Here is a 25,225-nt window from a genome sequence, read left to right on the forward strand (position 1 = left end):
TCCTCACAGGCCTGCGTGGGCGGCAATGGCGGCGGCGATGGCCAGGGCCAGCTCTTCGGGTTTGCGCTTGATCGAGTAGTTGGTCAGCTCAGGGTGGCTTTCAACGAAGCTGGTGTTGAACTGACCGCTACGGAATTCCGGATTACGCAGGATTTCCTGGTAATAGGCGGCAGTGGTCTTGACCCCTTGCAGACGCATGTCGTCGAGGGCGCGCAAGCCACGGTCCATCGCCTCTTCCCAGGTCAACGCCCAGACCACCAGTTTCAGGCACATGGAATCGTAGAATGGTGGAATGGTGTAACCGGTATAGATCGCCGTGTCAGTACGGACGCCGGGACCGCCGGGTGCGTAGTAACGGGTGATCTTGCCGAAGCTCGGCAGGAAGTTGTTTTTCGGGTCTTCGGCGTTGATCCGGAACTGCAGCGCAAAGCCGCGGTGCTGGATGTCTTCCTGCTTCACCGACAGCGGCAGGCCGGAGGCAATGCGGATCTGCTCACGGACGATGTCGATACCGGTGATTTCTTCGGTGATGGTGTGTTCCACCTGCACCCGAGTATTCATCTCCATGAAGTAAACCTCGCCCTCGGCGAGCAGGAACTCCACGGTGCCGGCGTTCTCGTAACCCACGGCCTTGGCCGCACGCACCGACAAGTCGCCAATGTAGGCGCGCTGCTCTGGTGTCAGTTGCGGGCTCGGGGCGATCTCGATCAGCTTCTGGTTACGACGCTGGATCGAGCAGTCACGCTCGAACAGGTGCACCACGTTGCCAAAACTGTCGCCAAGGATCTGCGCTTCGATGTGCTTGGGATTGACGATGCATTTTTCGAGGAAGACTTCCGCTGAACCAAAGGCCTTGGTCGCTTCGGAAATCACCCGCGGGAAAGCTTGTTCGAGTTCATCGCGGCTGTTGCAGCGACGAATCCCGCGACCACCACCACCGGAGGTGGCCTTGAGCATCACCGGGTAACCGATGCGATCGCCTTCGGTCAGGGCTTCGGCGATGTCGGCGACGTTGCCTTCAGTGCCCGGCGTGACTGGCACGCCAGCCTTGATCATGCTGCGGCGGGCTTCGGTCTTGTCGCCCATGCGGCGAATGACTTCTGCTGACGGACCAATGAATTTGATACCGCGCTCGGCGCAGATATCGGCCAGCTCGGCGTTTTCCGAAAGAAAGCCATAACCTGGGTGCAACGCGTCGCAACCGGTTTCCACCGCGAGGTTCACCAGCTTGCGCGGGTTCAGGTAACCGGCCAGTGGCTCGGCACCAATGCTGTGGGCTTCATCGGCACGTTTGACATGCAACGCATGGCGATCGGCGTCGGAATAGATCGCGACCGAACGAATGCCCATCTCGGCGCAGGCACGTACGATTCGTACGGCAATCTCACCACGGTTGGCAATCAGGATCTTTTTTATCACTTGGAGGTTCCCTTGAGCCGGTTGCTACCCACGACCTTGGACTGGGTCGGCGCGTGACTAAATGTTTCAAGCCAGTCGCACAGTCACACTAGCCCGCTCAAGGGATTAACAAAAATCAATAATAATTGGGTCAGGCATAAGTAAAGACTTATAGTTGAGGAGCCCACCCGCGACCAGAGTGTTTAAATAATGCGTAAGTCCTTGATGCGTATGACATTACGCCAGCTTCAGATCTTCAACGAAGTCTGCGATTTACGCTCCTACAGCCGTGCAGCTGACGAAATGTCGCTCACACAACCGGCCGTCAGCCTACAGATTCGTCAGCTTGAAGAGCTGATTGGTCAGCCTTTGTTCGATTACGTCGGCAAAAAGCTCTACATGACCGAAGCGGCTGAAGCGTTACAGCGCGCCAGCCGGGACATTTTCGGGCGCCTGGAAAACCTCGATATGCAGCTCTCGGACATGCAAGGTTCATTGCAAGGTCAGCTGAAACTGGCTGTGGAATCCAGCGCCAAGTACTTCGTACCGCACTTGTTTGCCGCCTTCAAGCGCCAGCACCCGGAAGTGAACCTGCAACTGACGGTGGTCAACCGTGGACAGGTCATCCGACGGCTGTCCGACAACCGTGACGACCTGGTGATCATGTCCATGGTGCCGCAGGACATGGGCCTGGAGTTTTTGCCGTTCCTCAACAACCCGATCGTTGCCGTGGCGCCACCGGATCATCCGCTGTGCCACATGGGGCCCTTGCGCTTGCAGGATCTTGAACCCTACACATTGCTGCTGCGCGAGCCCGGTTCCGGGACACGGCTGGCGTGCGAGGAGTATTTCAAAGAGAAGCGCGTGCACTTCAACCAGACCCAGGAGGTCTCGTCGGCCGAAGCCCAGCGCGAATGCGTGGTAGCGGGTCTGGGCGTGGCTTTATTGACGCGCCACGCCCTGAACCTGGAGTTGGCGACCGGCGGACTCAAAGAGCTGCCGGTCGAAGAGCTGCCGTTGTACCGCAGCTGGTGCCTGGTGCAGGCCAAAGCCAAACGCCTGTCACCGGTAGCGCATGCGTTCCTGGGGTTTATCCGCAGTGAACGGGCGCAGATCAGCGCGCTGGTTGAGCGTTTCGACGCGAAGCTGCCGGTGTTGCCTGCCAATAGTTGAGTTCCAGATCCGGATATTCACCGATCTCGGCCAGAAGCTGGCGGTGCTCGCAGCGATCTTCAATCGCTCGGCGAAACGCCATGCGACGCTGGTCTTCTTGCTGACGGCGGGTTTTGACAGCGCTGTTGCGTTCTTCGTAGTGCTGGGCCATTTCGAGTCTCCCAAGGCGAGTACGGGAGTTTCAAGATAAGCGCGGGGGATGACGGTTTGGCGGCACGGGGATTACAGGCAGATGAAAATTTTTGCCGCAACCAGATCCATTGTGGCGAGGGGGCTTGCCCCCGTTGGGTCGCGAAGCGGCCCCAAAGCTTTTGCGACTGCTGCGCAGCCGAACGGGGGCAAGCCCCCTCGCCACAAAAAGCCCCTTGTCGCACTATCGTCGGATCAATCGTCGAGGGCTTTTACCGACTTGGGCGACAGACGCAGGCTTCGAAGGCTGCGTTTGACGCTCTTGAGGTGGTTGACCAGGCTCGGCCCACGCGCCATGGCCACGCCCATGGCCAGCACGTCGATCACCACCAGGTGTGCGATACGCGAGGTCAGCGGTGTATAGATCTCGGTGTCTTCGTGCACATCGATCGCCAGGTTGACGGTCGACAGCTCGGCCAACGGCGTCTGACTCGGGCACAACGTGATCAGCGAGGCACCGCTTTCACGCACCAGGTTGGCGGTGATCAACAGGTCCTTGGAGCGGCCGGACTGGGAAATGCAGATCGCCACGTCCGTCGGCTTCAGTGTGACCGCCGACATCGCCTGCATGTGCGGGTCGGAATAGGCCGCAGCCGTCAGCAGCAACCGGAAGAATTTATGCTGGGCATCCGCCGCCACCGCGCCGGACGCCCCAAAACCATAGAACTCGACGCGCTGAGCCTGGGACATGAGGGTCACCGCCCTCTGCAACTCCAACGGATCGAGCTTCTCGCGAACTTCCATCAGGGTGTGCAGGGTGGTGTCGAAAATTTTCAGGCTGTAGTCGGCGACCGAATCGTCTTCGTGAATCGCGAACTGCCCGAAACTCGCCCCTGCTGCCAGGCTTTGCGCCAGTTTCAGCTTCAAGTCCTGGAAGCCCGAACAACCAATGGCCCGACAGAAGCGCACGATGGTCGGTTCGCTGATGCCGACACTGTGGGCAAGATCGGCCATGGAACTGTGCATCACAGCCGCAGGATCAAGCAGCACATGATCGGCGACCTTGAGCTCCGACTTGCGTAACAGATGGCGTGACTGGGCGATGTGCTGCAACAGGTTCAAAGGGCAGGACTCATTGTTATTGGCTGACGCCGGGGATGTAGCAATTTTGTAGTTATACTACAAGAATTCGCTTTTTGCCTGTTCAATCCGTAACTCAATGCCTGTTCTGCCCACGGTTTTGGCCATGCATACCCGATGTAGCTGCCTTCGCACGTTACCCCACCTGCAAGCAGCCGCTGTCGTTTTCAAGCCCCTTGACACGCCTTCATCCCTTATCTCAACTTGAAACGACAACGCCCCCCTCTGCACTCACTACCGACACCTGCACTTCACCCAACTAACAAAGTCAATCCATACCCAACTAATTCTCAACGCATGAACACGCTCATATCTTGAACAACTATGGCACTCCACAAATAAAATACTTCGCGCTAATAATGGCCGGGCAGGAAGCACTTTAATTCTAACTTATGGAATATTAAACATGAGCATTAAAAATAGTGGCTGGGTAGCGCAGATCAACCGTATGCCGGGTGACCTTTTTCTCCGCACTTACGGAACCGTGACCGTGGCGCATCCCGGCATTATACCGACATTGGTGCCGAGCCCAATGCAAGACAAGTCCTTCGACCTGAGACTTGATCTGGAACTTAAAGATTCTGGTGACATTACAACTCAGGTCGAAACAGAAAAAGCCGTCACCTATAAAAACCTGGGCGACTCACATGTCACCGGCGTCAGTATTTTCTTCGAAGGTAAACTTCTGCACCATATTAAAGACGTCATGATCACCCATTAAGATAAAAAGACACTTATCACCCCCAGGTCTTTTCCTGCCAGGCTAATCACATTAACTGGCAGGCTTTTTTCGTACGAAAAAAATAAAACTCACTCTGGGCGCTCCCCTCTTAACAAGCTTGCAAGCTTGAACGCCTCCACCGGACGGCTGATCAGGTAGCCCTGCACCTCATCGCAGGACTCAGCCTCAAGGAATGCCAACTGCTCTGCAGTTTCCACGCCTTCTGCTACCACTTTCAGCGAAAGCCCATGCGCCATGGCAATGATTGCCCGGGTGATCGCCGCATCTTCCCCGCCCTCGCCCAACCCACGGATAAACGCCTGATCGATCTTCACGTAGTCCACAGGAATACGCTTGAGGTAGCTCAGCGACGAATACCCCGTGCCAAAGTCGTCGATCGCCAGCTTCACGCCGAGGTCGCGCAATTGCTGGAAGGTCGCGATGATGTGTTCGACGCTGTCCAGCAATTGGCTTTCCGTCAGCTCCAGTTCGAGGTAGTGCGGCGCCAGACCGGTTTCTTCAAGCACCTGGCGCACCAGGCTGACCAGCTTGCCCTGACGCAGCTGGTGGACCGACAGATTGACCGAAACCCGAATCGGCTCCAGCCCCTGACGCTGCCACTCGCACGCTTGCCAGCAGGCCTGGCGTAGCACGAACTCGCCAATGGCGCCGATCAACCCGACCTCCTCTGCCAACCCGATAAAATCCCCCGGCGGCACCTGCCCCATGGTCGGATGATCCCAGCGCACCAGCGCTTCAGCGGCGTTCAAGCGGCCAGTCGCGAGGCAGAGTTTCGGCTGGTAAAACACCTTCAACTGCTTTTCTTCGATGGCCTTGCGCAGCTGGTTCTCCAGCTGCAAGCGCTCAAGGGTGCTGGCCTGCAGGCTATCGGTGTAGAACTGGAAATTGTTCCCGCCCAGATGCTTGGCATGTTGCATGGCCATGTTTGACTGGCTGACCAGCGCGGAAATTTCCCGCGCGTTATCCGGCAACATGCTGATGCCCATTGACGCACTGACCACCAACTCATGGCCTTCAACGGTCAGCGGCAAGCGCAGCTTGGTCGACAAGCGAGTGGCGACCCGCGCCAGGCTCGACAGGTTGCCATAAGCGTCGAACAGCACCGCGAACTCGTCGCCGGACAAGCGCGCAATGGTGTCCGCCTCCGGCAGGGCATTGACCAGACGCCGAGCGATTTTCTGCAGCATCTGATCGGCAACTTCATGGCCGAGGCTGTCGTTGAGCAATTTGAAGCGGTCCAGGTTGATGTGCAGCAACGCCAGGCTCCGGCCGCCCTGGCGCACCCGTTGATGGGCTTCATGCAGGCGCTCGCGGAACAATGAGCGGTTGGCCAGCCCGGTCAGTTCGTCGTAGTGGGTCAGGTAGCGCATGCGCTCTTCAGATTCGCGCCGGGCTGACAGATCGGCGAAAAAGCCCACGATATGACTGACATTTCCGCGAGTATCGCGTACCGCATTCAGTTGCAGCCATTGCGGATAAAGCTCGCCGTTTTTGCGCGCCTCCACCAACTCGCCCTGCCAACTGCCCTGCTGTTCCAGTGCCTGATGGATCACCGAATAATGCCGCCGCGCGTCGCGACTGCACGGCAGCTCGACCACATTGCGCCCCAGCAAATCTTCAATCTGATACCCGGTGACCCGACTGAACGCCTGATTGACCGCGATCAAGGCGTAATCCGGGTCGAAAATCACAATGCCTTCGCTGGCGGCTTCAAACACTGTCGCCGCCAGTTGCCGCTGCTCTTCAAGCCCTTTGCTGACGCTGATGTCACGCCGGGTGCCGACCATCCGAATCACCCGTCCGTTGGCACCTCGCTCCACCGCCCGACCGCGGTCTTCGATCCAGACCCAGTGGCCATCGCCATGGCGCACGCGGTATTCGATCTGATAATCCTCGGTGCGGCCCTTCAAATGCTCGACCAGCGCCCGCCGCAGCGGCGGCAAGTCCTGAGGGTGCAGCCGCGGTTTCAGATGACTGAGCATCGCCGTGACGAATTCCGGCTCAATGCCGAACAACTCCTTGAGCTGGGTGTGATGCACCTCATCGGTTTGCAGGTTCCAGTCCCAGAGACCCAGCTCACTGGCCTTCAACGCCAGCGCCAGCCGCGCTTCGCTCTTGCTCAGGGCCTGGTTGGCGGCGTCCAGTTCGCGGCTACGCTGGGCGACACGGCTTTCGAGGCCGACCTGAGCTTCACGCAGCTCTTCTTCGGCGTGGCGGCGCTGTTCGATTTCCCGCGCCAACTCCTGATTGAGCTGCTCGCTGCGACTTTGCGCCTGCTGCAAGTGCTCGATCAGTGCCTGATTCTGGAAACGCCGCATCAAGCCGTGCTGGATCAGCCGGTTGACCTGCCACGCGACCACACTCAGAGAGCCCAACAGAATCAGCCCGAGCCAACCCCAGCCTTGCTGCTGTTCATCGCCGCCCCAGAACAAATAACCGATCGCCGGTAACAGACACGGCAAGGTGAACGACAGGAAGGCCGGCAGGCTCACCGCATAGGCGACACTGGCCGATAGGGTTGCCGCGCCGATCAGGCCGAATACCCAGGCTTGTTGCAGGAAGCTGTCGGTGGGCACCAGGGCAATACCGGCACCGGCCAGCGTTAGGCCGGTCATGGCCGACCCCAGCAGAAACATTCGACGCCAGACTGGCTGCGCCTGACGACTGGGCATCGCCGAGTCGAAGGCTGCGACTTGAATCACCCGCAGCGCCACCAGCGACAGTAACCAGATCAGCCAGATGCTCACCAGGAAGTAGCGCTGCGGGCTCCAGAGCAACCCGGCGCAGACCAGACCATTGATCAACATGAACAGCGTGGGCAGCAACGAGCCCTGATACAGCAGACGCGTGCGCTCGACCGCCATCTCCATGGCGTACTGTTTGCGGATAACCCGCGGTTCCACAGAAGGGCCCGACAGGCTGGGGCTGAGGGTCATAGGCAATATTCTTGTTCTTATAAGGGTGAGCGTGATGAGCCCGAAATGTCGACGGAGCATACACAAGCAATGGCCCGGACCAAACTGCTCCAAATCATAAAACCGACAAAACAAATGGCCCGTTGCCAGCGTTCAAAACCACAGAAGCGCGGCCCATCAGGGCTTGCGACGAATGACTGACCGGTCGTCCCCTACGCTTCTTTCATCGGTTAATGCAAAGCTCGGTTTGCCCGGTGTGGCGTGGCGCCCTAGAATGCCCTGATGCGCGATGATCTCTCCCTTCTGCTGAACTCCCTCAACGATGCCCAACGTCAGGCCGTAGCTGCCTCCGTGGGTCGTCAGTTGGTCCTGGCCGGTGCTGGTTCCGGTAAAACCCGTGTGCTGGTGCACCGTATCGCCTGGTTGATCCAGGTCGAGAACGCCTCGCCACACTCGATCCTGTCGGTGACGTTCACCAACAAGGCCGCTGCCGAGATGCGCCATCGCATCGAGCAGCTGATGGGTATCAACCCGGCCGGCATGTGGGTCGGCACCTTCCACGGCCTGGCGCACCGCTTGCTGCGGGCGCACTGGCAGGAAGCCGGCCTGAGCCAGACTTTCCAGATCCTCGACAGCGATGACCAGCAACGTCTGGTCAAGCGGGTGATCCGCGAACTGGGACTCGACGAGCAACGCTGGCCGGCCCGTCAGGCCCAGTGGTTCATCAACGGGCAGAAAGACGAAGGTCTGCGCCCGCAACATATTCAAGCCAGTGGCGATCTGTTCCTGGCCACCATGCGCAGCATCTATGAAGCCTATGAGGCCGCGTGCTTGCGCGCGGGCGTCATCGACTTCTCCGAACTGCTGCTGCGCGCCCTCGACCTGTGGCGCGATCATCCGGGCCTGCTGGCGCATTATCAGAAGCGCTTCCGTCATGTGCTGGTGGACGAATTCCAGGACACCAACGCCGTGCAGTACGCCTGGTTACGTCTGCTGGCCAAGGGCGGCGACAGCCTGATGGTGGTTGGCGACGACGATCAGTCGATCTACGGCTGGCGCGGCGCGAAAATCGAGAACATTCACCAGTATTCGGCCGACTTCCCGGACGCGGAAGTCATTCGACTGGAACAGAACTACCGCTCCACCGCCGGGATCCTCAAGGCTGCCAACGCCTTGATCGCCAACAACACCGGGCGCCTGGGCAAAGAGCTGTGGACCGACGGCGGCGAAGGCGAAGCGATCAACCTGTACGCCGCGTTCAACGAACATGACGAAGCACGCTACGTGGTGGAAACCATCGAAAGCGCGCTGAAAACCGGCATGGCACGTAGCGATATCGCGATTTTGTACCGCTCCAACGCCCAATCGCGGGTTTTGGAAGAAGCGCTACTGCGCGAACGCATTCCGTACCGCATCTATGGCGGCCAGCGCTTCTTCGAGCGGGCTGAAATCAAGAACGCCATGGCTTACCTGCGGTTGCTCGAAGGTCGCGGCAACGATGCGGCGCTGGAACGGGTGATCAACGTTCCGGCCCGTGGCATTGGCGAAAAAACCGTCGAAGCGATCCGTGATCACGCTCGTCACAGCGATGTGTCGATGTGGGAAGCCATGCGTCAGCTGGTGGCCAATAAAGGCCTCACCGGTCGTGCAGCCGGCGCCCTGGGTGCGTTCATCGAGTTGATCGAGCACCTGGCGACCACCACCGCCGAAATGCCGCTGCACCTGATGACTCAGACCGTCATCGAGCAGTCCGGCCTGATCGCCTATCACCAAGCGGAAAAAGGCGAGAAAGGTCAGGCGCGGGTAGAAAACCTTGAGGAACTGGTCAGCGCGGCGCGCAACTTTGAAAGCGCCGAAGAAGACGAAGACCTGACGCCGCTGGCCGCGTTCCTCGGCCACGCTTCGCTGGAGGCCGGCGACACCCAGGCCGACGAGCACGAAGACAGCATTCAGTTGATGACCTTGCACAGCGCCAAAGGCCTGGAATTCCCTTACGTGTTCCTGGTGGGCATGGAAGAAGGCCTGTTCCCGCACAAGATGAGCCTGGAAGAGCCCGGCCGCCTTGAAGAGGAACGCCGCCTGGCCTACGTCGGCATTACCCGGGCCATGCAAAACCTGGTGATGACCTACGCCGAAACCCGACGCCTGTACGGCAGCGAAACCTACAACAAGGTTTCACGCTTCGTACGCGAAGTGCCTAAAGGCCTGATTCAGGAAGTGCGGCTGTCCAACAGCGTCAGCCGTCCATTCGGTGGTGGCCAGAAGCAAAGTTCGAGCAGCATGTTCGCCGGCACGGAAATCCCGGAAACCGCGTTCAGCCTCGGTCAGCAAGTGCAACACGCGGTCTTCGGCGAAGGGGTGATCCTCAACTTTGAAGGCGCCGGTGCGCAGGCCCGGGTGCAAGTGAACTTCAGCGAAGGCAGCAAGTGGCTGATGCTCGGCTACGCCAAGCTCGAGGCCATCTAACGGCTATCTGCTTGATCGTTCCCACGCTCCCGCGTGGGAACGATAAACGGTGAGGATCACACATGGGCTCGGGCTTCTTTTCTTCCTGGACATTCTGGGCCCTGATGTCGGCGGCTTTCGCTGCGCTGACGGCGATTTTCGCCAAGGTCGGCATCGAAAACGTCAATTCCGACTTCGCCACGCTGCTGCGCACGATCGTGGTACTGGTCAGCCTGGCCTTGATTTTGTACGCAACGGGCCAATATCAGTCACTGGGATCGATATCCGCCAAGAGCTACCTGTTCCTGCTGCTGTCCGGCCTGGCAACCGGTGCCTCGTGGATTTGCTACTTCCGTGCGCTGAAACTCGGGCCAGCCTCGCTGGTAGCACCCGTCGACAAACTCAGTGTGGTGCTGGTCGCCGTGTTGGGCGTAGTGTTGTTGGGTGAGCGGCTCGACCTGCGTCAATGGGGCGGAATCGGTCTGATCACGGCGGGTGTGGTGATGTTGGCATTGCGACGTTAAACAACGCTCCTGCTCTATCTATCCACTTGTCCTACAGACAAATGTACAAGCGCCTCCTTGTATCGACGGAGCTGAACGCAGCCTGTCAGGCAAAAGCCCGAAACACTCTGCCGCTAGCCAGTGTCACTTCACCTGTGCAACATGGCGCGCGTGCCATCCACAAATGGGAATTCCCTTTATGAAACGTTTTCTTAGCATCGCCCTGGCGCTGTGCATCGGCCTGACGATGAGCCTCGACGCCAACGCCAAGCGCTTCGGTGGCGGCAAAAGCGTAGGCGCTGCGCCTACCCACCAGACCAGCCAAATGGCGCCGTCCTCGCCTGGCATGGGTTCTGCTGCCGCGACCGCCGGTGCTGCGGGTGCCGCAGGCGCTGCCGCCAAAGCTGGCGGTGCTTCGCGCTGGCTCGGCCCTCTGGCCGGTATCGCTGCCGGCGGCCTGCTGGCCTCCATGTTCATGGGCGGCGGCTTCCAGGGCATGCAGATTTTCGACATCCTGATCATGGCAGTCATCGGGTTCGTGATCTTCCGCTTCATCGCCGCTCGTCGCCGCAAGCAACAAGAGCATATGGCCCCTGCGGGCGCGCCAATGCAGCGTGAAGTGTACGAACAGAAGCCGGCCATGGGTTCGATCTTCGGCGGTTCGGCTGCCCCTGCTGCCGCTCGTCCGGTGATCAACGCTCCGGCCTGGTTCAACGAAGAGCGCTTCGTTGAAGCCGCACGCAACCACTTCCAGTCCCTGCAACAGCACTGGGACGCCAATGAAATGGACAAGATCGCCGAGTTCGTGACCCCGCAAATGCTGGAGTTCCTCAAACGCGAACGCGCCGATCTGGGTGACGGCTTCCAGTCCACCTATATCGACAACCTCCACGTTCAACTGGACGGAGTGGATGATCGCGCAGACAAAACCATCGCCACCCTGACCTTTACGGGCGTGTCGAAAACCTCGCGCTTCGACCAGGGCGAAGTGTTCAGCGAAAGCTGGAACATGGAACGTCCGCAAGGCGAAAACCAGCCTTGGCTGGTGGCCGGTATTCGTCAGAACGGCTAATAGCCCACGGTTCTGTTTGGAAGATGCCGAGCTAAGATCAGACAAGGCAAAAACAGGTGAGGAAGCGGAGTTGACGTTAGTCAATGAGCATTCCGAGCCTGTTTTTAACGCCGGATGATCGACGCGCAGGCGTGTTCCAGACAGAACCGAGCATGCTGTAATGAAAACCCCGGACTCGTCCGGGGTTTTCTATTTCGCAGTTGCATCTATAGCGAGCTACTGTATAAACCGCCCCAACTAAACCGCGCCATTGAGCAAGAGGATCCCGGACGTGGAAGAAATCATCGAACAACTGCGAGAAGCCAACGAACCGGTACCGGTGCCCTTGGAGCTGCCTGACGAAGACCTGCTGGTGGAAATCGAAGAACAACTGTTCATCGATATCCCGTTCGTCTTCAGAGAATTCCTGCTGACCGTCAGCGACGTCGTGTACGGCAGCCTGGAGCCGGTGACTGTCACCGACCCGCAATCGCACACCTACCTGCCGGACGTTGCCGCCAACGCCTGGGATGCCGGTGTTGATCGCAGCATGATTCCGATCTGCCAGGACGGTGACAACTACTACCTGGTCGAAGAAGACGGCACCGTGGTGCTGTGGCTGGCCGAAGAAGAGCTGTTGGCCGAAGAAACCTGGGAATCGGTGTGGCACTGGGCGCGGGACGTCTGGCTGGAAAGCTGATCTGCCTTGGTCTGTAGCAGCTGGCGTAGCCTGCGTCCGGCTGCGTAGCAGTCGTAAAATCAGGCAAAGAGGTGTTTCAGGTTAACCGAGCGGTAGGGTTTACGGTCGCTGCGCAACCGAACGCAGGCTACGCCAGCTGCTACGGCTCATTAACCAGTCCTCAATGCCCGGACGAGTCCTTGTGGTTGTCCAGGGTTTCCAGCAGGGCGACCTGCATCCGCGTGTGCACGCGGATGAACCAGCGCCAGAGCAGGGCCGCCACCGCGGCGGTCACGACGGCAATCAGCACCAGCAACTTGTTGGTCGGCAAGATACTGGCCGACAAGGCTGCCAGCAGCAGGAAAATCACCAGCAGCGAGAGTATCGGGATCACTTCGGCGATCACCCGACGCACTCGCTGCGTGTGGCGGCCCGCCATCTCCGGTTTCACGCCCATTTCCGCCAGCAACATCGAGAGCGCCTTCAGCTTGCGATAGGCGGCAATCAGGAATGGCAGCGACAGCAATAACGCCCCGCCCCAGATCAACGCCTTCTGCCAGCTCGGATCATTGATCCAGGCATGCAGATAGCTGGAAATCCGCTCGGCAAAAAAACTGCCCGAGAAGAAGATTGCCATCACCAGCGCCAGATTGACCCCGACCTGCAACAAAATCCGCCGAATCATCGACGCCAACTGCGCACCCTCGCCCTGCGGTTGAATGCTGCGCAGCCACTCCCCATACATCCCCAACACGCGGCCCAAACGTTGCGGGATAACTGCAGCCAGCTTTAACGAAAGCGGATCGGCGGCACGGATCAGGTACGGCGTCAGTAAGGTGGTGATGGCCGAAACAGCGACCGCCACCGGATAAAGGAAATCGCTGGTGACCTGCAAGGTCATGCCCAGCGCCGCGATGATGAAAGAGAACTCGCCAATCTGCGACAGGCCCATGCCGACTCGCAGCGAGGTGCGTCCGTCATTGCCGGCGATAAACGCCCCAAGGCCGCAAGAGAGCATCTTGCCGAGCACCACTGCGACGGTGATTACCGCAATGGGCCAGGCGAACTGAAGAAGAATCTGCGGATCGATCATCAGACCGATCGCAACGAAAAAGATGGCGCTAAACATGTCGCGAACAGGCTCGATCAGGCGTTCAATTTTCACCAGTTGCCGAGACTCGGCCATGATCGCGCCAATCAGAAATGCCCCGAGCACCATGCTGTATTCAAGCTTGACCACCAGCAGGCAAAAGCCAAAACACAGGCCAAGCACGGTGATCAGCAGCATTTCGTTGCTGTCGAACTTCGCCACATAAGCCAGCAAGCGCGGCACCAGCAGGATCCCGACCACCAGTGCGACGATCATGAACAAAGAGAGTTTGCCGACCGTGGAAAACACCTCGCCGGAGCTCACGGTGCCGCTGACGGCGATACTCGAGAGCAAGGCAATAATGCCGATGCCGAGGATGTCTTCGACGATCAGCACACCAAAGATCAGCTGGGCAAAGCGCTGGTTCTTCATCTTCAGGTCGTTGAGGGCCTTGACGATGATGGTGGTCGAGGAAATCGCCAGGATCGCGCCAAGAAACAGCGAGTCCATGGTGCTCCAGTCAAACCAGCGGCCAATTTCGTAGCCGATCCAGATCATCAGCACGATTTCCAGGAACGCCGCGATAAACGCCGTGGCACCGACCTTGAACAGCTTGCGCAGGCTGAACTCCAGGCCCAGGCAGAACATCAGGAAAATCACCCCGAGTTCGGCGAGGGTCTTGATGGTTTGCTCGTCGTGGATCAACCCGAATGGCGGGGTGTGCGGGCCGATGATGAAACCGGCCACGATATAGCCTAGGACAACCGGCTGTTTGAGCCGATGAAAAACAATGGTCACCACACCCGCAACCAACATGATCACTGCCAGGTCCTGAATAAAACTGATGGCATGCATGGCGAGGGCTCCTTGGCGGTTGGGTGTGCTGACGTCGTTGGCGATTACCAGATCGGATGAAAGGGCCCTTGAGGTGGGCTTTTGAAGGGTAACACCGCGACTTCGGGCGCAAAGGCGGTGCAATATATAGAAACAGATCGATTCGGGCGTGACGGCCTTCATTGGCGTGGCGTCCCGTTAACGGTGGTTTTGAAAAACCCGCCAGGCACCCACAGAGGTGCTCCCGCAATCCCAGCCTTGAACCGTGAGTAGTGTGCTATGGAACCCGGAAACGCCCAGCTGTCGATGACGGTATTGATGACCCCCGACATGGCCAACTTCTCTGGCAATGTCCACGGCGGCACCCTGCTCAAATACCTCGACGAAGTCGCCTACGCCTGCGCCAGCCGTTATGCCGGGCGCTACGTGGTAACCCTGTCGGTGGATCAGGTGATTTTTCGCGAACCGATCCATGTCGGTGAGCTGGTGACCTTTCTGGCCTCGGTCAACTACACCGGTAATACCTCGATGGAGGTCGGCATCAAGGTGGTGACCGAGAACATCCGCGAGCGCTCGGTGCGTCACACCAATAGCTGCTTCTTCACCATGGTCGCGGTCGACGATCAGCGTAAGCCGGCGGCCGTCCCACCGTTGCAACCGCAGAACAGCGAAGACAAACGCCGATACGCCCAAGCCAAACAGCGTCGGCAGATTCGTCAGGAACTGGATCAGCGTTATCGCGAAATCAAGGCTGACGCCTGATACCGCGCCGATCGCAGCCTCTGTAGAAACTACCGCAGGCTGCGATCTTTTCCACCGTGACGACGTTACAAACTGATCGCCATCGCCTCGAACTTCACCCGAGGATGGGCAATGCGGTCCTGGGCCCGCACCAGTTCCAGCTCATAGCTTGCACTGGCCTGGGTCTCCAGCAGCACTTCATGCACTGCGGACGCCGCAAACTCAAAGGCCGCGACCAGGCTGTCACCCAACAACACCCGCGCCAGGAACAGGCCCGACGTCAGGTCACCCACGCCTACCGGCTGACGTGGAAACGCCAGCAATGGACGACGCAGATGCCAACTGCCTTCGGCCGTCACCAGCAACATCTCGAAGCTCTCCGGCAACTTGCCGGGATAGTCCAGATGCTTGACCAGCACCGCCTTCGGGCCACGCGCCAGCAGCGCGCGAGCCATCGCCAGGCAATCGAACAATGACTGCGGCTTGCGACCGGAGAAACTGTCCAGCTCCAACTGATTCGGGCACATGAAGTCCGCCACCGCCGCCGCTTCATCCAGCAGGAAGTTGCTGACTTCAGCCGGTACGATGCAACCTTTCTCCGCATGCCCCATCACCGGGTCGCACAGGTACAAGGCGCTGGGGTTGATCGCCTTGATTCGTGCAACGCCGCTAAGGATCGCCCGTCCTTGAGCGGCACTGCCCAGATAACCGGACAGCACGGCGTCGCAGTTGCCCAGCTCGCCAATCGCCGCAATCCCTTCCACCAGATCAGGAATCTGCTGCGGCGCCAGCACTTCACCGGCCCACTGGCCGTATTGAGTGTGGTTGGAAAACTGCACGGTATTCAGCGGCCAGACGTTCACCCCGACCCGCTGCATCGGGAAAACCGCGGCGCTGTTGCCGGCGTGACCGAAAACCACGTGGGACTGGATGGCGAGCAGATGAGGAGTACGTTTCATGCGGGATATCCGTAAACCGATTGAAATTCGAGCCGCGCAGTATGCGACTAAACGGAGCCTGTACGACAGACCAGAGACACAGTTAAGCTGATACTAATTCGTTGGAGCACTGTTCATGCTGACCCTTGGAAATATCTTCGTGCTGATGCTGCTGGCGACCGGTGCCGCCTGGCTGTGGCACAACCATGGCTTGCGCGAGCGGGCCCTGGAACGGGTCAAGCGGCATTGCGCCAAACTCGACATCGAATTGCTCGACGGCAATGTGGCGTTGAAAAAAATCGGCTTCGTGAAGGACGCCAACGGGCGGCGACGCCTGGCCCGCGTGTATAACTTTGAGTTCACCGTGACCGGCGAAACACGTCACGTGGGCACCATCACCCAATTCGGTGCCCACAGCGCGCAGATCGAACTGGCACCCTACCCGATCCCGCTCGAGGAAAAACCTGTGCTGCCCAGCGCCGAGGTGATCGAGTTGAGTCAATGGCGCCAGGACCACAACAAGCTGCGTCGCTGAGCCCTGAACCGCGCTAAATCAGGTTCACCCGGCAACTCGCAAGTTTCCTCTGCAGTGATTCGGCATCCTGCGGCTTGTCGAAAATCAGCTCGATGCGCGAATCCTGACGCCATTCACTGGGTTGCCAGCGCAGCGCGGCGTTATCCAGCGAATTGGCCGACACCCAACCCTCGGCGCTGTGGATCACCAGCTTGGCCCGTCGCCAATCCAACGCCGCCAGGCAAGCCTGAACCCGGGAAAGTTCGAACGACTGACTCGGGTGCCAACGCCAACCGATGCTCCAGCCACCTTCCTGCTGCTGGCTCAGGCTAATCGGCTGCGTCGGATCAGGCCAGACTGCCGGCATCTGCGCCAGACCTTTAGGCACTTTGAAGTTATCCACACCCTCGACCGCTCGACTGTGCACGCCCGGCAAGTCAGCCAATGCCAGAGCGCCCTGCTGCGTCCAATACAGCGGGCATTCCGGTAACTGCGCGGTGATGCGCTGGCGATCTTCATCGTTCAGGTGCTCGGCCTTGTTCAACAGCAACAGACCCGCGCTCGCTAGCGCTTGCTGCTGCGCCTCTGGCAGTGGTTTTCCGGCAGCCAGAGCTTGAGCGTCGAGCACCAGAACGCTCGGTTGAATCGCCAGTACGCCCTGCCACGGCGCTTCACTTAATTGCTTGAGCAATTGCGCCGGATGTCCCAGCCCCGAGGGTTCGATAAACAAGCGGTCCGGCCGTGATTTGCGCAACAACCGCCCGAGGCCAATCTGAAACGGCGCACCATTCACGCAACACAAACAGCCGCCAGCCACTTCTCCCAGTGCGATACCATCGGCACCCGTGGTCAGCAGCGCGGCGTCGAGACCGATCTGACCAAACTCGTTGATCAGCACCGCCCAGCGTTCGCTCGCCGGCCGCTGTGTCAGCAGATGCTTGATCAGACTGGTCTTGCCGGCGCCTAACGGTCCGGCGATGACGTGAGTAGGAATGTTCTGCAACATGTTCGACGGTTTCTTGGGAGGAAAAGGATGCGACTGATTGGCTTGTCGTTACTGTTGGCCTTCGCTTCGAGCGAGGCGTTGGCCCAGGCCTGCGTGGTTCACAGCCAGGCGGAGCGGCTCGACGTCAAAGTCTGTCAGCAGAACCGCAATATCCCGGGAAAAATGTTCCATGACGGTTTCTGTCAGCCAAACCTCGCGGGGCAGAAGGTCGACGCCGCATTCCTCGACCAATGCCCCAGCGGCGCCTTCGGTGTGTGCAGCAACGCTCAAGTTGCCAATATGCCTTACCGACAGGATATTCACTATTACGGCGTGGCCACAGATGCGGCGTACCTTAAACCGTATTGCGAAGGCCAAAGCCAAGGCACTTGGCTCACGCCTTGAATCAACCGAGCCAGTCGAGAGTCAGGATCAGCCGACGCTCACCCGGCGCGGGTTGCGGCGAACGATGAATCAGCCCGAAACCCTCGTTGCCGTGCCACTTCTCGCCCTTGAGCAACGCCACTTCACCACAGAGCATTTGCTCACAGCTCTGCGGCTCAGCCTCGGCGCTGGCCAGACGCTTACGCTCCATGGCGCCCTCTTTGAGCCACTGACTGCCGATGCCGGCGTAGGTGGTAATCAGCCGCACCGGCACATGATCGACATGAAAACGCGGGCACATGGCGTTATCCAGCACCCGCAAACGCAAGCCGATACGCGTCGCGCCCAGCAAGCAGGCGAACGCACTGACCAACCATGAAACATCGGCGATAAACCCTTCGTGGCCCTCCAGGTCACTGTAGCTTTCGGCCAGGCCACGCAGATTGGGTTCAGCGTCGTCAGTCGCCAATTCCACCACCAACGACTCGGCCAGCGGCTCGTTCAGTGATAACAGCAATGCGCCGAAGTCAGCGATATGTGCCGGCAAACGACGCTGCCAGAGCGCCAGATTGGTGCCGTCTTGAAGTATCTGCGTGAAGACGTCAGGGGTTTGCCCCTGTACCTGACGAATCACCGGGCGTGCTTTCAGACTCGGCGCCAACATCAGGCCGCCTCCTCTTCGAGCCATGGACCAAACGGGTCTGCCATCAGGCGCCAGCCTTCGATACCGAGGGACATTTCGTCATCGTTGAGCAGGCAGTTATCGAGGTGCGCGGTGAGTTGGGCAAAGTCGATATTCTGACCGATGAACACCAGTTCCTGACGGCAATCACCGGTGGCTGGGGTCCAGTTTTCCATGATCGCGGCGGTACTTTCCTGATCCTGTGGCCACTGTGCTTTCGGCACAAAGCGCCACCAGCGACCGGCAAATCCATGACGCATCAAACCACCGGCCTGCGACCAGCTACCGGCGTCCTGATGCTTGCTGGCCAACCAGAAAAAGCCCTTGGAGCGCAGCAGTTTTCCGTTCACCCACGGCTGATCAATGAAGCTGAAAAAGCGCTGCGGATGAAACGGTCGACGCGCCCGATAAGCCATGGAAGCGATACCGTACTCAGTGGTTTCCGGCACATGCTCACCGCGCAATTCCTGCAGCCAGCCCGGTGCCTGAGAGGCTTTTTCAAAGTCGAAGCGGCCTGTATTGAGGATCTGTTTCAGCGGTACTTCGCCCATGACCATCGGGATAATGTGCGCCTGGGCATTGAGCCGCTTGAGGATTGCGATCAACTCTTCGCGCTCGGCGCTGCTGATCAGATCGATCTTGCTGATTAGCAGCACGTCGGCGAATTCAATCTGCTCTATCAACAAGTCCGTGATCGAACGCTCGTCTTCTTCGCCAAGGGTTTCACCCCGTGATGCGAGGCTTTCGGCGGCCTGGTAATCAAGCAGAAAGTTCATCCCGTCGACCACCGTGACCATGGTGTCGAGCCGCGCGATGTCGGCCAGGCTTTGGCCTTCTTCGTCGCGAAAGGTGAATGTTTCCGCCACGGGAAGAGGTTCGGAAATACCGGTGGACTCGATCAGCAGGTAATCGAAGCGACCGTCTCTGGCGAGTTTGCTGACCTCTTCCAGCAGATCTTCGCGCAAGGTGCAGCAGATGCAGCCGTTGCTCATTTCGACGAGTTTTTCTTCGGCGCGGTTCAAGGTGACATCGCGCTGGACTTCGCTGCCGTCGATGTTGATTTCGCTCATGTCATTGACGATCACCGCGACCCGAAGATTCTCGCGGTTGCGCAGTACGTAGTTGAGCAGCGTGCTTTTGCCGGCGCCGAGAAAGCCAGACAGCACGGTAACGGGGAGACGATTGGGCATCAGGTGTTCCTCATCAGGAGTGGCCGGTCGGGCGATTTTTTAATGTTATAGTATAACAACATAAAGACGCCAATCCCCTCTTGCTCCCAGCGACGAAGGACGCAATGCTTGAGCCAGTTCGCACCACGAGAAAACCCATGCACAACGCCTTGAAATGCACACTGTTGAGCCTTTCGCTGTTTGTCGCAGCAGACGCCTGCGCGCGGACATCGAGCCAGGCGAAGTGCACGCGCAGCGCCAATCTGCTGGCCTGCGTGGACCCGGACGGCAACACTTACAGCGTCGCCACGGCGGGCAGCACGACCTATATGCGCGGGTTTGAAGTGAGCGGTAAACGCTATTGGGCGCAGACCAGCAGCCGTTATGGCCAACTGACGTTCTTCACCGGCTTGGCGTCGGATGGCGAAGCCTGGGTCGGTTACAGTCGCCGCGTTGGCTGGACCACCCTCAATCGGTTTTCCAGCTCCGGCGGCTCCAGCGGCAAGTTCACCTGTAGCCGACTGACGGGTTGCTAGACCTGCGATTTTTGCTGCGACTGCTGCCAGGCCATGTAGCTGTTCATCGGTGGATTCTTCTGAAAATAGCGCTGCAAGCCTTCAAAAAGGCCATCGGCTACCGCCTTTTGATGCCGCGCCGTCACCAGCCTCTGGCTGTCGCGGGCGTTGGAAATGAAGCCGGTCTCGACCAGGATCGATGGCACATCCGGTGACTTCAGCACCGCAAATCCGGCCTGTTCCACACGTTTCTGATGCAACGTGGTAATGCCTGCCAGGCTGCCAAGTACCGTGCTGCCAAGCTGCAAACTGGCGGCGATGGTGGCGTTCATCGACATGTCGAGGATTACCCCGGCGAGCATCGGATCCTTGTCCTTCAAGTTGAGCAGACTGCTCGCCCCCAGTAAGTCCGCGCCGTTTTCCCGTTGCGCCATGAAACGCGCCGTGGCCGAGGTCGCGCCACCTTCGGACAATGCATAAACCGAAGCGCCAGAAGCCGTGAGCCGTGGCGCCGCGTCGGCGTGCACCGAGATGAACATGTCGGCCTTGTGCGTACGGGCGATCTCCACGCGCTTGCGTAGCGGCACGAAGAAGTCGTCGTTGCGCACCAATTTCACATCAAAACCTTTTTCGCGCTTCAAGCGCTTGGCCAGCAATTGTGCGATGGACAGCACCACGTCCTTCTCGCGCTCGCCTTTGGCGCCAATTGCGCCGGGGTCCTTGCCGCCATGGCCAGGGTCGACCACGACGATGATGTCGCGCTTGGGGTGAGCCTTGTCAGCCGGTGTTTCACGCTGGACCAAAGGTGCCGCCGCAGCGATCTGCACGGGCGCGGCGTTGAGCAGGTCGAGCACCAGACGATGGCCCTGCCCGTCCTGTGGCGGCAGTTGAAAACTATTGAGCCGCACCGGACCGGTAAGGTCGAGCACGATCCGCGTATCGCCTTGTCCGAAGTGCCCGGAACGGATCGAACGAATCACCGTGTTGGTGAGCGCCAATTGGCTGAAGTCACCGCTGAGCTGCGCACCGCTCAAGTCAATGATCAGTCGCTCGGGCGCGCTCAACGAGAAGGTTTTGTACTGCACCGGTCCGCTCAGATCGAGTACCAGGCGAAGCTTGTCATCCGAACGCCAGAGCCGTGCATTGCGGATCTGCGTGGCCGACACGCCGAAGGGTAAAACCAGCGCAGCGCTGGCCAACAACAGGTTGAGCAATTGTCGCCTGTGCATAGTGAAAGACCGCTCGAGAAAAAGGTATCGTCGACTGTATTGTTATAATATAACATGGCAAAATATTTCCAACGATGGACCTGCTCATGAATGCGCTGACTTTGCCGGATATCGCCGCGCAGGCCTCACGCCAAGCCTTGCCACTCGAATGGGTGGGCATGTGCGGCATTGCTCTTCCTGTTGTATTCGACGGCCAGCGATTAAGCGCAAAAGCCGACGCGGGCGTGAGTCTCGATGATGGCGAAGCGCGTGGCATTCATATGTCGCGGCTGTATCTGGCGCTGGAAATGCTTGAGCAAGAAAGCCTCACCCCGGCGTTGTTGCGGCAAGCTCTGCAACGTTTCCTCGACAGCCACGAGGGTTTATCCAATGCCGCTTACCTGCGCATTCACGCTGATTTACTGCTCAAACGCCCAGCCCTGATCAGCCCTTTGGCCGGCTGGAAAAGCTATCCGATCAGCATCGAAGCGCGCTTGGAAAACACAGTGTTCCACGTGGAACTTAAAATTGAGGTTTCTTACTCGTCCACTTGCCCCTGTTCAGCTGCGCTTTCGAGACAACTTATTCAGCAGCAATTCATCGATGACTTTGCCAACAAGCCGTTGCAGCACGCCGACGTTTTGACTTGGCTCGGATCATCAAAAGGCATCGTCGCGACGCCCCACAGCCAACGCAGCAGTGCGCAATTGCGGCTACGACTGGATGACTATCTGGACGATCTGCCCTTGATCGCGGCGATCAATGATGCCGAAGCCGCGCTCGGCACCGCCGTTCAAACCGCAGTAAAGCGTGCCGACGAACAAGCCTTCGCTCTCGCAAATGGTCAGAACCTGATGTTCTGCGAAGACGCTGCACGACGTTTGAATCTGGCGTTGAAACGCTCGCCTGGCATCAAGGCTTTTCAGTTGCGCGTGGTTCACGCTGAAAGTCTGCACGCCCACGATGCAGTCGCTGAAAGTCGTTGGAACTGGGAGGCCGCATGATTCGCTGCCAAAGGCTCCGCTGGGGTGCGCCCGGTCAACCGCTCACTCCCGCCCTCGATTTCGATTTACCCGGCGGAAGCCTGACCGCAATCATCGGTGCCAACGGCTCGGGCAAAAGCAGCTTGCTGAAAGTCATCGCCGGTCTGCAAAAGCCGCTGGCTGGCAAAGTTGCTCTCGATGTTTCACCACGGGGTGGCTTGTCCTTTTTGCCACAACAACAGCACCTCGACCGACAGTTCCCCATCAGCCTGCAAGAGTTGGTGAGTGCCGGATTCTGGGGCAACAAACAAACTCCGGACGTTCGCCGCCAACGCCTCGACAGCGTGCTGAACGACTGGTGCCTGAACGGTTTGGAACAACGCCCGTTGATGGCGCTGTCGGGCGGCGAATTGCAACGCGCCCTGCTCGCTCGTCTGAGCCTCGCCGAAGCGCCACTGTTGCTGCTCGACGAACCTCACGCCGCACTGGACGAACTCGGCCAGGCGCTGCTGTGGAAACACATCCACAGCTGGCACAACGAGGGCCGAACGCTGGTCGTGGTGTGTCATGACCTGGCTGCGGTTCGCCAACACATTCCTCAAGCATTGCTGATCAAAAGCTCGGGCTGTGTCCTGGCGCCGAGCCGTGAACTGATCCTCCAGCAACCACATACGCAGGTGGCGTAATGCTCGTCGCTGCGCAACTTTGGCAACCGTTCCACGAATTCGTGTTCATGCGCCGAGCTCTAATCGGCGGTCTGGTATTGGCTTGCAGCACCGCACCACTTGGGGTGTTTCTGATCCTGCGACGCATGAGCCTGATCGGTGACGCCGTGGCTCACGGCATCTTGCCTGGCGCCGCATTAGGGTTTTGGTTCGCCGGTTTGAGCTTGCCAGCACTGACCATCGGTGGCCTCGGCGCGGGGCTGAGCATGGCCGGATTGGCAGCGTGGATCACTCGCCGCACTGGCCTTCGGGAGGACGCCAGCCTGGCGGCGATCTACCCCATCTCGCTGGCCAGTGGCGTGCTGATTCTGGGGATAGCCGGCAAACGCCTCGACTTGCTCCACCTGTTGTTCGGCTCGGCATTGGCTGTCGATGGCCCAACATTAACCGGCATGCTCTGGGTCTCGGGGATCAGCCTGATCGCCATGGCGCTGATCTATCGGCCACTGCTGCTGGACACCCTCGACCCACTGTTTCTGCAAACCGTCAGCCGTCTCGGCCCTTTGGCACACGGCGTGTTTTTGACCCTGGTGGTGCTGAATCTGGTGATCGGTTTCCAGGCCATTGGCGCACTGATGGTGGTCGGTTTGATGATGTTGCCGGCCGCTGCTTCACGCTTCTGGAGCCGTCACTTGCCAATGTTGATGGCCATCGCCGGGGTGCTCGGCTGCCTCTCGGTATGGTTCGGTCTGTTGCTGTCGTTCTACTACTCGCTGCCCAGCGGCCCGGCCATCGTGCTGGTAGCCGGCGCGTTGTACCTGCTGTCCGTGGTGTTCGGTCCGGTGCACGGACTGCTGCGCCGCCCGCCTTTGCTCACATCCCAATGAGGTGTTTCCCGATGCGCGCTCTACTTGTGCTGTTCAGTGTGTGGTTGTCGATGTCGTTATCAACGGCATCGGCGGCAGAAAAACTGCCGGTGGTCACCAGCTTCAGCATCCTTGCCGACATGGTTCATCAGGTCGGCGGCGAGCACATCCAGATCACCAACATGGTCGGCCCGGACGCTGACGCTCATACCTACGAGCCCACTCCGGACGACGCCAAGGCCCTGCTCAAAGCCAAGCTGATCTTCAAGAACGGCCTCGGTTTCGAGCCGTGGCTGGACCGCATGGTTGCCAGCACTGCCACCAAAACCCCGGTAATCACCGCTAGCCGCGGGGTGATTCCAAGGACCATGAACGAGAACGGCGAGACCCTCCCCGACCCGCATGCCTGGCACAATCTGGCGAATACCGAACTCTATGTGAACAACATCACCAAGGCGCTGATCGCCGCAGACCCGGCGAACAAATCCGACTACGAACACAACAGCCAGACCTACCTGAAACAGATCTACCGTCTGCTGGCCGAAGCCAAAGCCAAGCTCGGCGCATTGCCTCCGGGCAACCGCAAGATCGTTACGTCTCATGACGCCTTCGGCTATCTGGGTCAAGCGTACGGCATCGACTTCATGGCACCTCAAGGCCTGTCCACCGAACGCGAACCGTCTGCCGCCGAAGTGGCCGCATTGATCACCCAGATCCGTCAGGCCAAGGTCAAAGCGGTGTTCATGGAAAACATCAAGGACGCCCGCCTGCTCAAGCAAATCGCCGATGAAAGCGGCGCGCACATTGGCGGCACCCTGTACTCGGATGCACTCGCCGCCGAAGGTCCGGCCAGCACCTTTGCCGGGCTGTTCGAATACAACCTCAACACGCTTTACAACGCCTTGAGCACGCCATGATCCGCAAGAACCCGTCCGGCGATTTGCCGCGGATTGCCGAGTCCGCCTACGTCGATAAAACCGCGATCATCTGCGGCAAGGTAGTGATTGGCGAGAACGTCTTCGTCGGTCCTTATGCGGTGATCCGCGCTGATGAAGTCGATGACTCGGGCGAGATGAAACCGATCACCATCGGCGCCAACTCGAACATTCAGGATGGTGTGGTGATCCACTCCAAATCCGGTGCCGCTGTAACCATCGGCGAGTTCAGTTCTATCGCTCACCGCTCCATCGTCCATGGCCCGTGCACCGTCGGGAACCGGGTGTTCATCGGTTTCAACAGCGTGCTGTTCAACTGTGCGGTCGGCGACGGCTGCGTGGTGCGGCACAACTCGGTGGTCGACGGGCGAGACTTGCCGGCCGGCTTCTACGTGCCGTCCACCACACGCATCGGTCCGAAAACCGACCTGTCCCAGTTCCCGCCGGTCAGCATCAGCGCCTCGGAGTTTTCCGAGGATGTGGCGCGTACCAATGTCGATCTGGTGCGCGGCTACAAAGCCCTGCAGAACGAGTTTTGAGC

The 25,225-nt window shown here is 59.2% G+C and carries 25 protein-coding genes; 15 read left to right on the forward strand and 10 right to left on the reverse strand.

The genetic code is table 11. The annotated features are described in order from the left end of the window. Positions 1-3 precede the first annotated feature (3 nt). Positions 4-1,419 carry an acetyl-CoA carboxylase biotin carboxylase subunit gene (locus AO353_RS10030; RefSeq protein WP_054594785.1) on the reverse strand — a complete coding sequence of 472 codons (1,416 nt, stop codon included), beginning with the start codon at positions 1,417-1,419 and terminating at the stop codon, positions 4-6. 189 nt (positions 1,420-1,608) lie between these two features. On the opposite strand from AO353_RS10030, the gene AO353_RS10035 reads away from it, so the two are divergent. Beyond that, positions 1,609-2,571, forward strand: coding sequence for a LysR family transcriptional regulator (locus AO353_RS10035; protein WP_054594786.1), 963 nt, complete (start codon positions 1,609-1,611; stop codon positions 2,569-2,571). Here AO353_RS10035 and AO353_RS29665 read toward each other — a convergent pair. After that, positions 2,513-2,722 (reverse strand): PA3496 family putative envelope integrity protein, encoded by a 210-nt coding sequence (locus AO353_RS29665; protein WP_081013719.1) that lies wholly within the window; start codon positions 2,720-2,722, stop codon positions 2,513-2,515. The genes AO353_RS10035 and AO353_RS29665 overlap by 59 nt on opposite strands. A gap of 233 nt (positions 2,723-2,955) precedes the next feature. Further along, on the reverse strand, positions 2,956-3,822 hold the full coding sequence (hexR, locus tag AO353_RS10040) for a transcriptional regulator HexR (protein WP_007954250.1): 867 nt from the start codon (positions 3,820-3,822) through the stop codon (positions 2,956-2,958). A gap of 424 nt (positions 3,823-4,246) precedes the next feature. On the opposite strand from hexR, the gene AO353_RS10045 reads away from it, so the two are divergent. After that, positions 4,247-4,561 carry a hypothetical protein gene (locus AO353_RS10045; protein ID WP_054594787.1) on the forward strand — a complete coding sequence of 105 codons (315 nt, stop codon included), beginning with the start codon at positions 4,247-4,249 and terminating at the stop codon, positions 4,559-4,561. A gap of 89 nt (positions 4,562-4,650) precedes the next feature. On the opposite strand, the gene AO353_RS10050 is transcribed toward AO353_RS10045, so the two are convergent. Continuing rightward, entirely contained in the window at positions 4,651-7,518 is a 2,868-nt protein-coding gene (locus AO353_RS10050; protein ID WP_054594788.1) for a putative bifunctional diguanylate cyclase/phosphodiesterase, read from the reverse strand. Positions 7,519-7,779: 261 nt separating this feature from the next. Here AO353_RS10050 and uvrD point away from each other — a divergent pair, with 261 nt between their 5' ends. The 4 genes from uvrD (at position 7,780) to AO353_RS10070 (ending at position 12,196) form a co-directional block, all read left to right on the forward strand. Continuing rightward, a complete protein-coding gene (gene uvrD, locus AO353_RS10055; RefSeq protein WP_054594789.1) occupies positions 7,780-9,963 on the forward strand; it encodes a DNA helicase II in 2,184 nt (727 codons plus the stop codon). A 62-nt stretch (positions 9,964-10,025) separates the two neighbouring features. Continuing rightward, positions 10,026-10,466, forward strand: a complete 441-nt coding sequence (locus AO353_RS10060) for an EamA family transporter (RefSeq protein ID WP_054594790.1) — start codon at positions 10,026-10,028, stop codon at positions 10,464-10,466. A gap of 178 nt (positions 10,467-10,644) precedes the next feature. Next, positions 10,645-11,517, forward strand: coding sequence for a Tim44 domain-containing protein (locus AO353_RS10065; RefSeq protein ID WP_054594791.1), 873 nt, complete (start codon positions 10,645-10,647; stop codon positions 11,515-11,517). Positions 11,518-11,788: 271 nt separating this feature from the next. Next, positions 11,789-12,196, forward strand: a complete 408-nt coding sequence (locus tag AO353_RS10070; RefSeq protein WP_019694340.1) for an SMI1/KNR4 family protein — start codon at positions 11,789-11,791, stop codon at positions 12,194-12,196. Positions 12,197-12,356: 160 nt separating this feature from the next. Here the strand turns inward: AO353_RS10070 and AO353_RS10075 are convergent, their stop codons facing one another. Then, positions 12,357-14,120, reverse strand: coding sequence for a cation:proton antiporter (locus tag AO353_RS10075; protein ID WP_054594792.1), 1,764 nt, complete (start codon positions 14,118-14,120; stop codon positions 12,357-12,359). Between the two features lie 258 nt (positions 14,121-14,378). Here AO353_RS10075 and AO353_RS10080 point away from each other — a divergent pair, with 258 nt between their 5' ends. After that, positions 14,379-14,861 carry an acyl-CoA thioesterase gene (locus AO353_RS10080; protein ID WP_019694342.1) on the forward strand — a complete coding sequence of 161 codons (483 nt, stop codon included), beginning with the start codon at positions 14,379-14,381 and terminating at the stop codon, positions 14,859-14,861. A gap of 65 nt (positions 14,862-14,926) precedes the next feature. Here AO353_RS10080 and pdxY read toward each other — a convergent pair whose 3' ends face one another. Beyond that, a complete protein-coding gene (pdxY, locus tag AO353_RS10085; RefSeq protein ID WP_054594793.1) occupies positions 14,927-15,799 on the reverse strand; it encodes a pyridoxal kinase PdxY in 873 nt (290 codons plus the stop codon). A 115-nt stretch (positions 15,800-15,914) separates the two neighbouring features. Between pdxY and AO353_RS10090 the strand changes: the two genes are divergently transcribed. After that, positions 15,915-16,313 (forward strand): DUF3301 domain-containing protein, encoded by a 399-nt coding sequence (locus tag AO353_RS10090; RefSeq protein WP_054594794.1) that lies wholly within the window; start codon positions 15,915-15,917, stop codon positions 16,311-16,313. A gap of 13 nt (positions 16,314-16,326) precedes the next feature. Here AO353_RS10090 and AO353_RS10095 read toward each other — a convergent pair whose 3' ends face one another. Continuing rightward, positions 16,327-17,298 carry a CobW family GTP-binding protein gene (locus AO353_RS10095; RefSeq protein ID WP_054594795.1) on the reverse strand — a complete coding sequence of 324 codons (972 nt, stop codon included), beginning with the start codon at positions 17,296-17,298 and terminating at the stop codon, positions 16,327-16,329. A 27-nt stretch (positions 17,299-17,325) separates the two neighbouring features. On the opposite strand from AO353_RS10095, the gene AO353_RS10100 reads away from it, so the two are divergent. Further along, positions 17,326-17,682, forward strand: a complete 357-nt coding sequence (locus tag AO353_RS10100) for a hypothetical protein (RefSeq protein ID WP_054594796.1) — start codon at positions 17,326-17,328, stop codon at positions 17,680-17,682. A 1-nt stretch (position 17,683) separates the two neighbouring features. Here the strand turns inward: AO353_RS10100 and AO353_RS10105 are convergent, their stop codons facing one another. Both AO353_RS10105 and zigA read right to left on the reverse strand, forming a co-directional pair. Continuing rightward, positions 17,684-18,325, reverse strand: coding sequence for a DUF1826 domain-containing protein (locus AO353_RS10105; RefSeq protein ID WP_054594797.1), 642 nt, complete (start codon positions 18,323-18,325; stop codon positions 17,684-17,686). Continuing rightward, positions 18,325-19,533, reverse strand: a complete 1,209-nt coding sequence (gene zigA / locus AO353_RS10110; RefSeq protein WP_054594798.1) for a zinc metallochaperone GTPase ZigA — start codon at positions 19,531-19,533, stop codon at positions 18,325-18,327. The genes AO353_RS10105 and zigA overlap by 1 nt, the downstream gene beginning before the upstream one ends. Before the next feature lie 137 nt (positions 19,534-19,670). Between zigA and AO353_RS10115 the strand changes: the two genes are divergently transcribed. Next, complete coding sequence (locus AO353_RS10115) at positions 19,671-20,048, forward strand: hypothetical protein (RefSeq protein WP_054594799.1); 378 nt, start codon at positions 19,671-19,673, stop codon at positions 20,046-20,048. On the opposite strand, the gene AO353_RS10120 is transcribed toward AO353_RS10115, so the two are convergent. Further along, positions 20,045-21,256, reverse strand: coding sequence for an N-acetylmuramoyl-L-alanine amidase (locus tag AO353_RS10120; RefSeq protein WP_054594800.1), 1,212 nt, complete (start codon positions 21,254-21,256; stop codon positions 20,045-20,047). The genes AO353_RS10115 and AO353_RS10120 overlap by 4 nt on opposite strands. An 86-nt stretch (positions 21,257-21,342) precedes the next feature. Between AO353_RS10120 and folE2 the strand changes: the two genes are divergently transcribed. Genes folE2 through AO353_RS10145 form a run of 5 tightly spaced genes read left to right on the forward strand, consistent with a single transcriptional unit; the run spans position 21,343 to position 25,223 of the window. Beyond that, entirely contained in the window at positions 21,343-22,239 is an 897-nt protein-coding gene (folE2, locus tag AO353_RS10125; RefSeq protein ID WP_054594801.1) for a GTP cyclohydrolase FolE2, read from the forward strand. Beyond that, on the forward strand, positions 22,236-22,904 hold the full coding sequence (locus AO353_RS10130) for a metal ABC transporter ATP-binding protein (protein ID WP_054594802.1): 669 nt from the start codon (positions 22,236-22,238) through the stop codon (positions 22,902-22,904). The genes folE2 and AO353_RS10130 overlap by 4 nt, the downstream gene beginning before the upstream one ends. Further along, positions 22,904-23,770 carry a metal ABC transporter permease gene (locus AO353_RS10135; RefSeq protein ID WP_054594803.1) on the forward strand — a complete coding sequence of 289 codons (867 nt, stop codon included), beginning with the start codon at positions 22,904-22,906 and terminating at the stop codon, positions 23,768-23,770. Before AO353_RS10130 ends, AO353_RS10135 begins: the two co-directional genes overlap by 1 nt. Before the next feature lie 11 nt (positions 23,771-23,781). Further along, the gene (locus AO353_RS10140) at positions 23,782-24,666 is read left to right on the forward strand and encodes a metal ABC transporter substrate-binding protein (protein WP_054594804.1); all 885 of its coding nucleotides are present in this window, start codon (positions 23,782-23,784) and stop codon (positions 24,664-24,666) included. After that, positions 24,663-25,223: a DapH/DapD/GlmU-related protein gene (locus tag AO353_RS10145; protein ID WP_054594805.1), complete on the forward strand. Its 561-nt coding sequence runs from the start codon at positions 24,663-24,665 to the stop codon at positions 25,221-25,223. Before AO353_RS10140 ends, AO353_RS10145 begins: the two co-directional genes overlap by 4 nt. Positions 25,224-25,225 lie beyond the last annotated feature (2 nt).

Origin of the sequence: Pseudomonas fluorescens, from assembly GCF_001307155.1 — a bacterium.
Classification (GTDB): Bacteria; Pseudomonadota; Gammaproteobacteria; order Pseudomonadales; family Pseudomonadaceae; genus Aquipseudomonas; species Aquipseudomonas helvetica.

Excerpts from the sequence above, each read along its gene's own strand:
- AO353_RS10145 (WP_054594805.1), top strand. The coding sequence starts at position 24,663 with ATGATCCGCAAGAACCCGTCCGGCGATTTGCCGCGGATTGCCGAGTCC.
- AO353_RS10045 (WP_054594787.1), top strand. The coding sequence starts at position 4,247 with ATGAGCATTAAAAATAGTGGCTGGGTAGCGCAGATCAACCGTATGCCG.
- AO353_RS10035 (WP_054594786.1), top strand. The coding sequence starts at position 1,609 with ATGCGTAAGTCCTTGATGCGTATGACATTACGCCAGCTTCAGATCTTC.
- AO353_RS10115 (WP_054594799.1), top strand. The coding sequence starts at position 19,671 with ATGCACAACGCCTTGAAATGCACACTGTTGAGCCTTTCGCTGTTTGTC.
- AO353_RS10140 (WP_054594804.1), top strand. The coding sequence starts at position 23,782 with ATGCGCGCTCTACTTGTGCTGTTCAGTGTGTGGTTGTCGATGTCGTTA.
- AO353_RS10060 (WP_054594790.1), top strand. The coding sequence starts at position 10,026 with ATGGGCTCGGGCTTCTTTTCTTCCTGGACATTCTGGGCCCTGATGTCG.
- AO353_RS10080 (WP_019694342.1), top strand. The coding sequence starts at position 14,379 with ATGGAACCCGGAAACGCCCAGCTGTCGATGACGGTATTGATGACCCCC.
- AO353_RS10130 (WP_054594802.1), top strand. The coding sequence starts at position 22,236 with ATGATTCGCTGCCAAAGGCTCCGCTGGGGTGCGCCCGGTCAACCGCTC.
- pdxY (WP_054594793.1), bottom strand. The coding sequence starts at position 15,799 with ATGAAACGTACTCCTCATCTGCTCGCCATCCAGTCCCACGTGGTTTTC.
- AO353_RS10050 (WP_054594788.1), bottom strand. The coding sequence starts at position 7,518 with ATGACCCTCAGCCCCAGCCTGTCGGGCCCTTCTGTGGAACCGCGGGTT.
- AO353_RS10090 (WP_054594794.1), top strand. The coding sequence starts at position 15,915 with ATGCTGACCCTTGGAAATATCTTCGTGCTGATGCTGCTGGCGACCGGT.
- AO353_RS10065 (WP_054594791.1), top strand. The coding sequence starts at position 10,645 with ATGAAACGTTTTCTTAGCATCGCCCTGGCGCTGTGCATCGGCCTGACG.
- AO353_RS10105 (WP_054594797.1), bottom strand. The coding sequence starts at position 18,325 with ATGTTGGCGCCGAGTCTGAAAGCACGCCCGGTGATTCGTCAGGTACAG.
- AO353_RS29665 (WP_081013719.1), bottom strand. The coding sequence starts at position 2,722 with ATGGCCCAGCACTACGAAGAACGCAACAGCGCTGTCAAAACCCGCCGT.
- AO353_RS10075 (WP_054594792.1), bottom strand. The coding sequence starts at position 14,120 with ATGCATGCCATCAGTTTTATTCAGGACCTGGCAGTGATCATGTTGGTT.
- zigA (WP_054594798.1), bottom strand. The coding sequence starts at position 19,533 with ATGCCCAATCGTCTCCCCGTTACCGTGCTGTCTGGCTTTCTCGGCGCC.
- AO353_RS10135 (WP_054594803.1), top strand. The coding sequence starts at position 22,904 with ATGCTCGTCGCTGCGCAACTTTGGCAACCGTTCCACGAATTCGTGTTC.
- AO353_RS10095 (WP_054594795.1), bottom strand. The coding sequence starts at position 17,298 with ATGTTGCAGAACATTCCTACTCACGTCATCGCCGGACCGTTAGGCGCC.
- uvrD (WP_054594789.1), top strand. The coding sequence starts at position 7,780 with ATGCGCGATGATCTCTCCCTTCTGCTGAACTCCCTCAACGATGCCCAA.
- AO353_RS10120 (WP_054594800.1), bottom strand. The coding sequence starts at position 21,256 with ATGCACAGGCGACAATTGCTCAACCTGTTGTTGGCCAGCGCTGCGCTG.
- folE2 (WP_054594801.1), top strand. The coding sequence starts at position 21,343 with ATGAATGCGCTGACTTTGCCGGATATCGCCGCGCAGGCCTCACGCCAA.
- AO353_RS10100 (WP_054594796.1), top strand. The coding sequence starts at position 17,326 with ATGCGACTGATTGGCTTGTCGTTACTGTTGGCCTTCGCTTCGAGCGAG.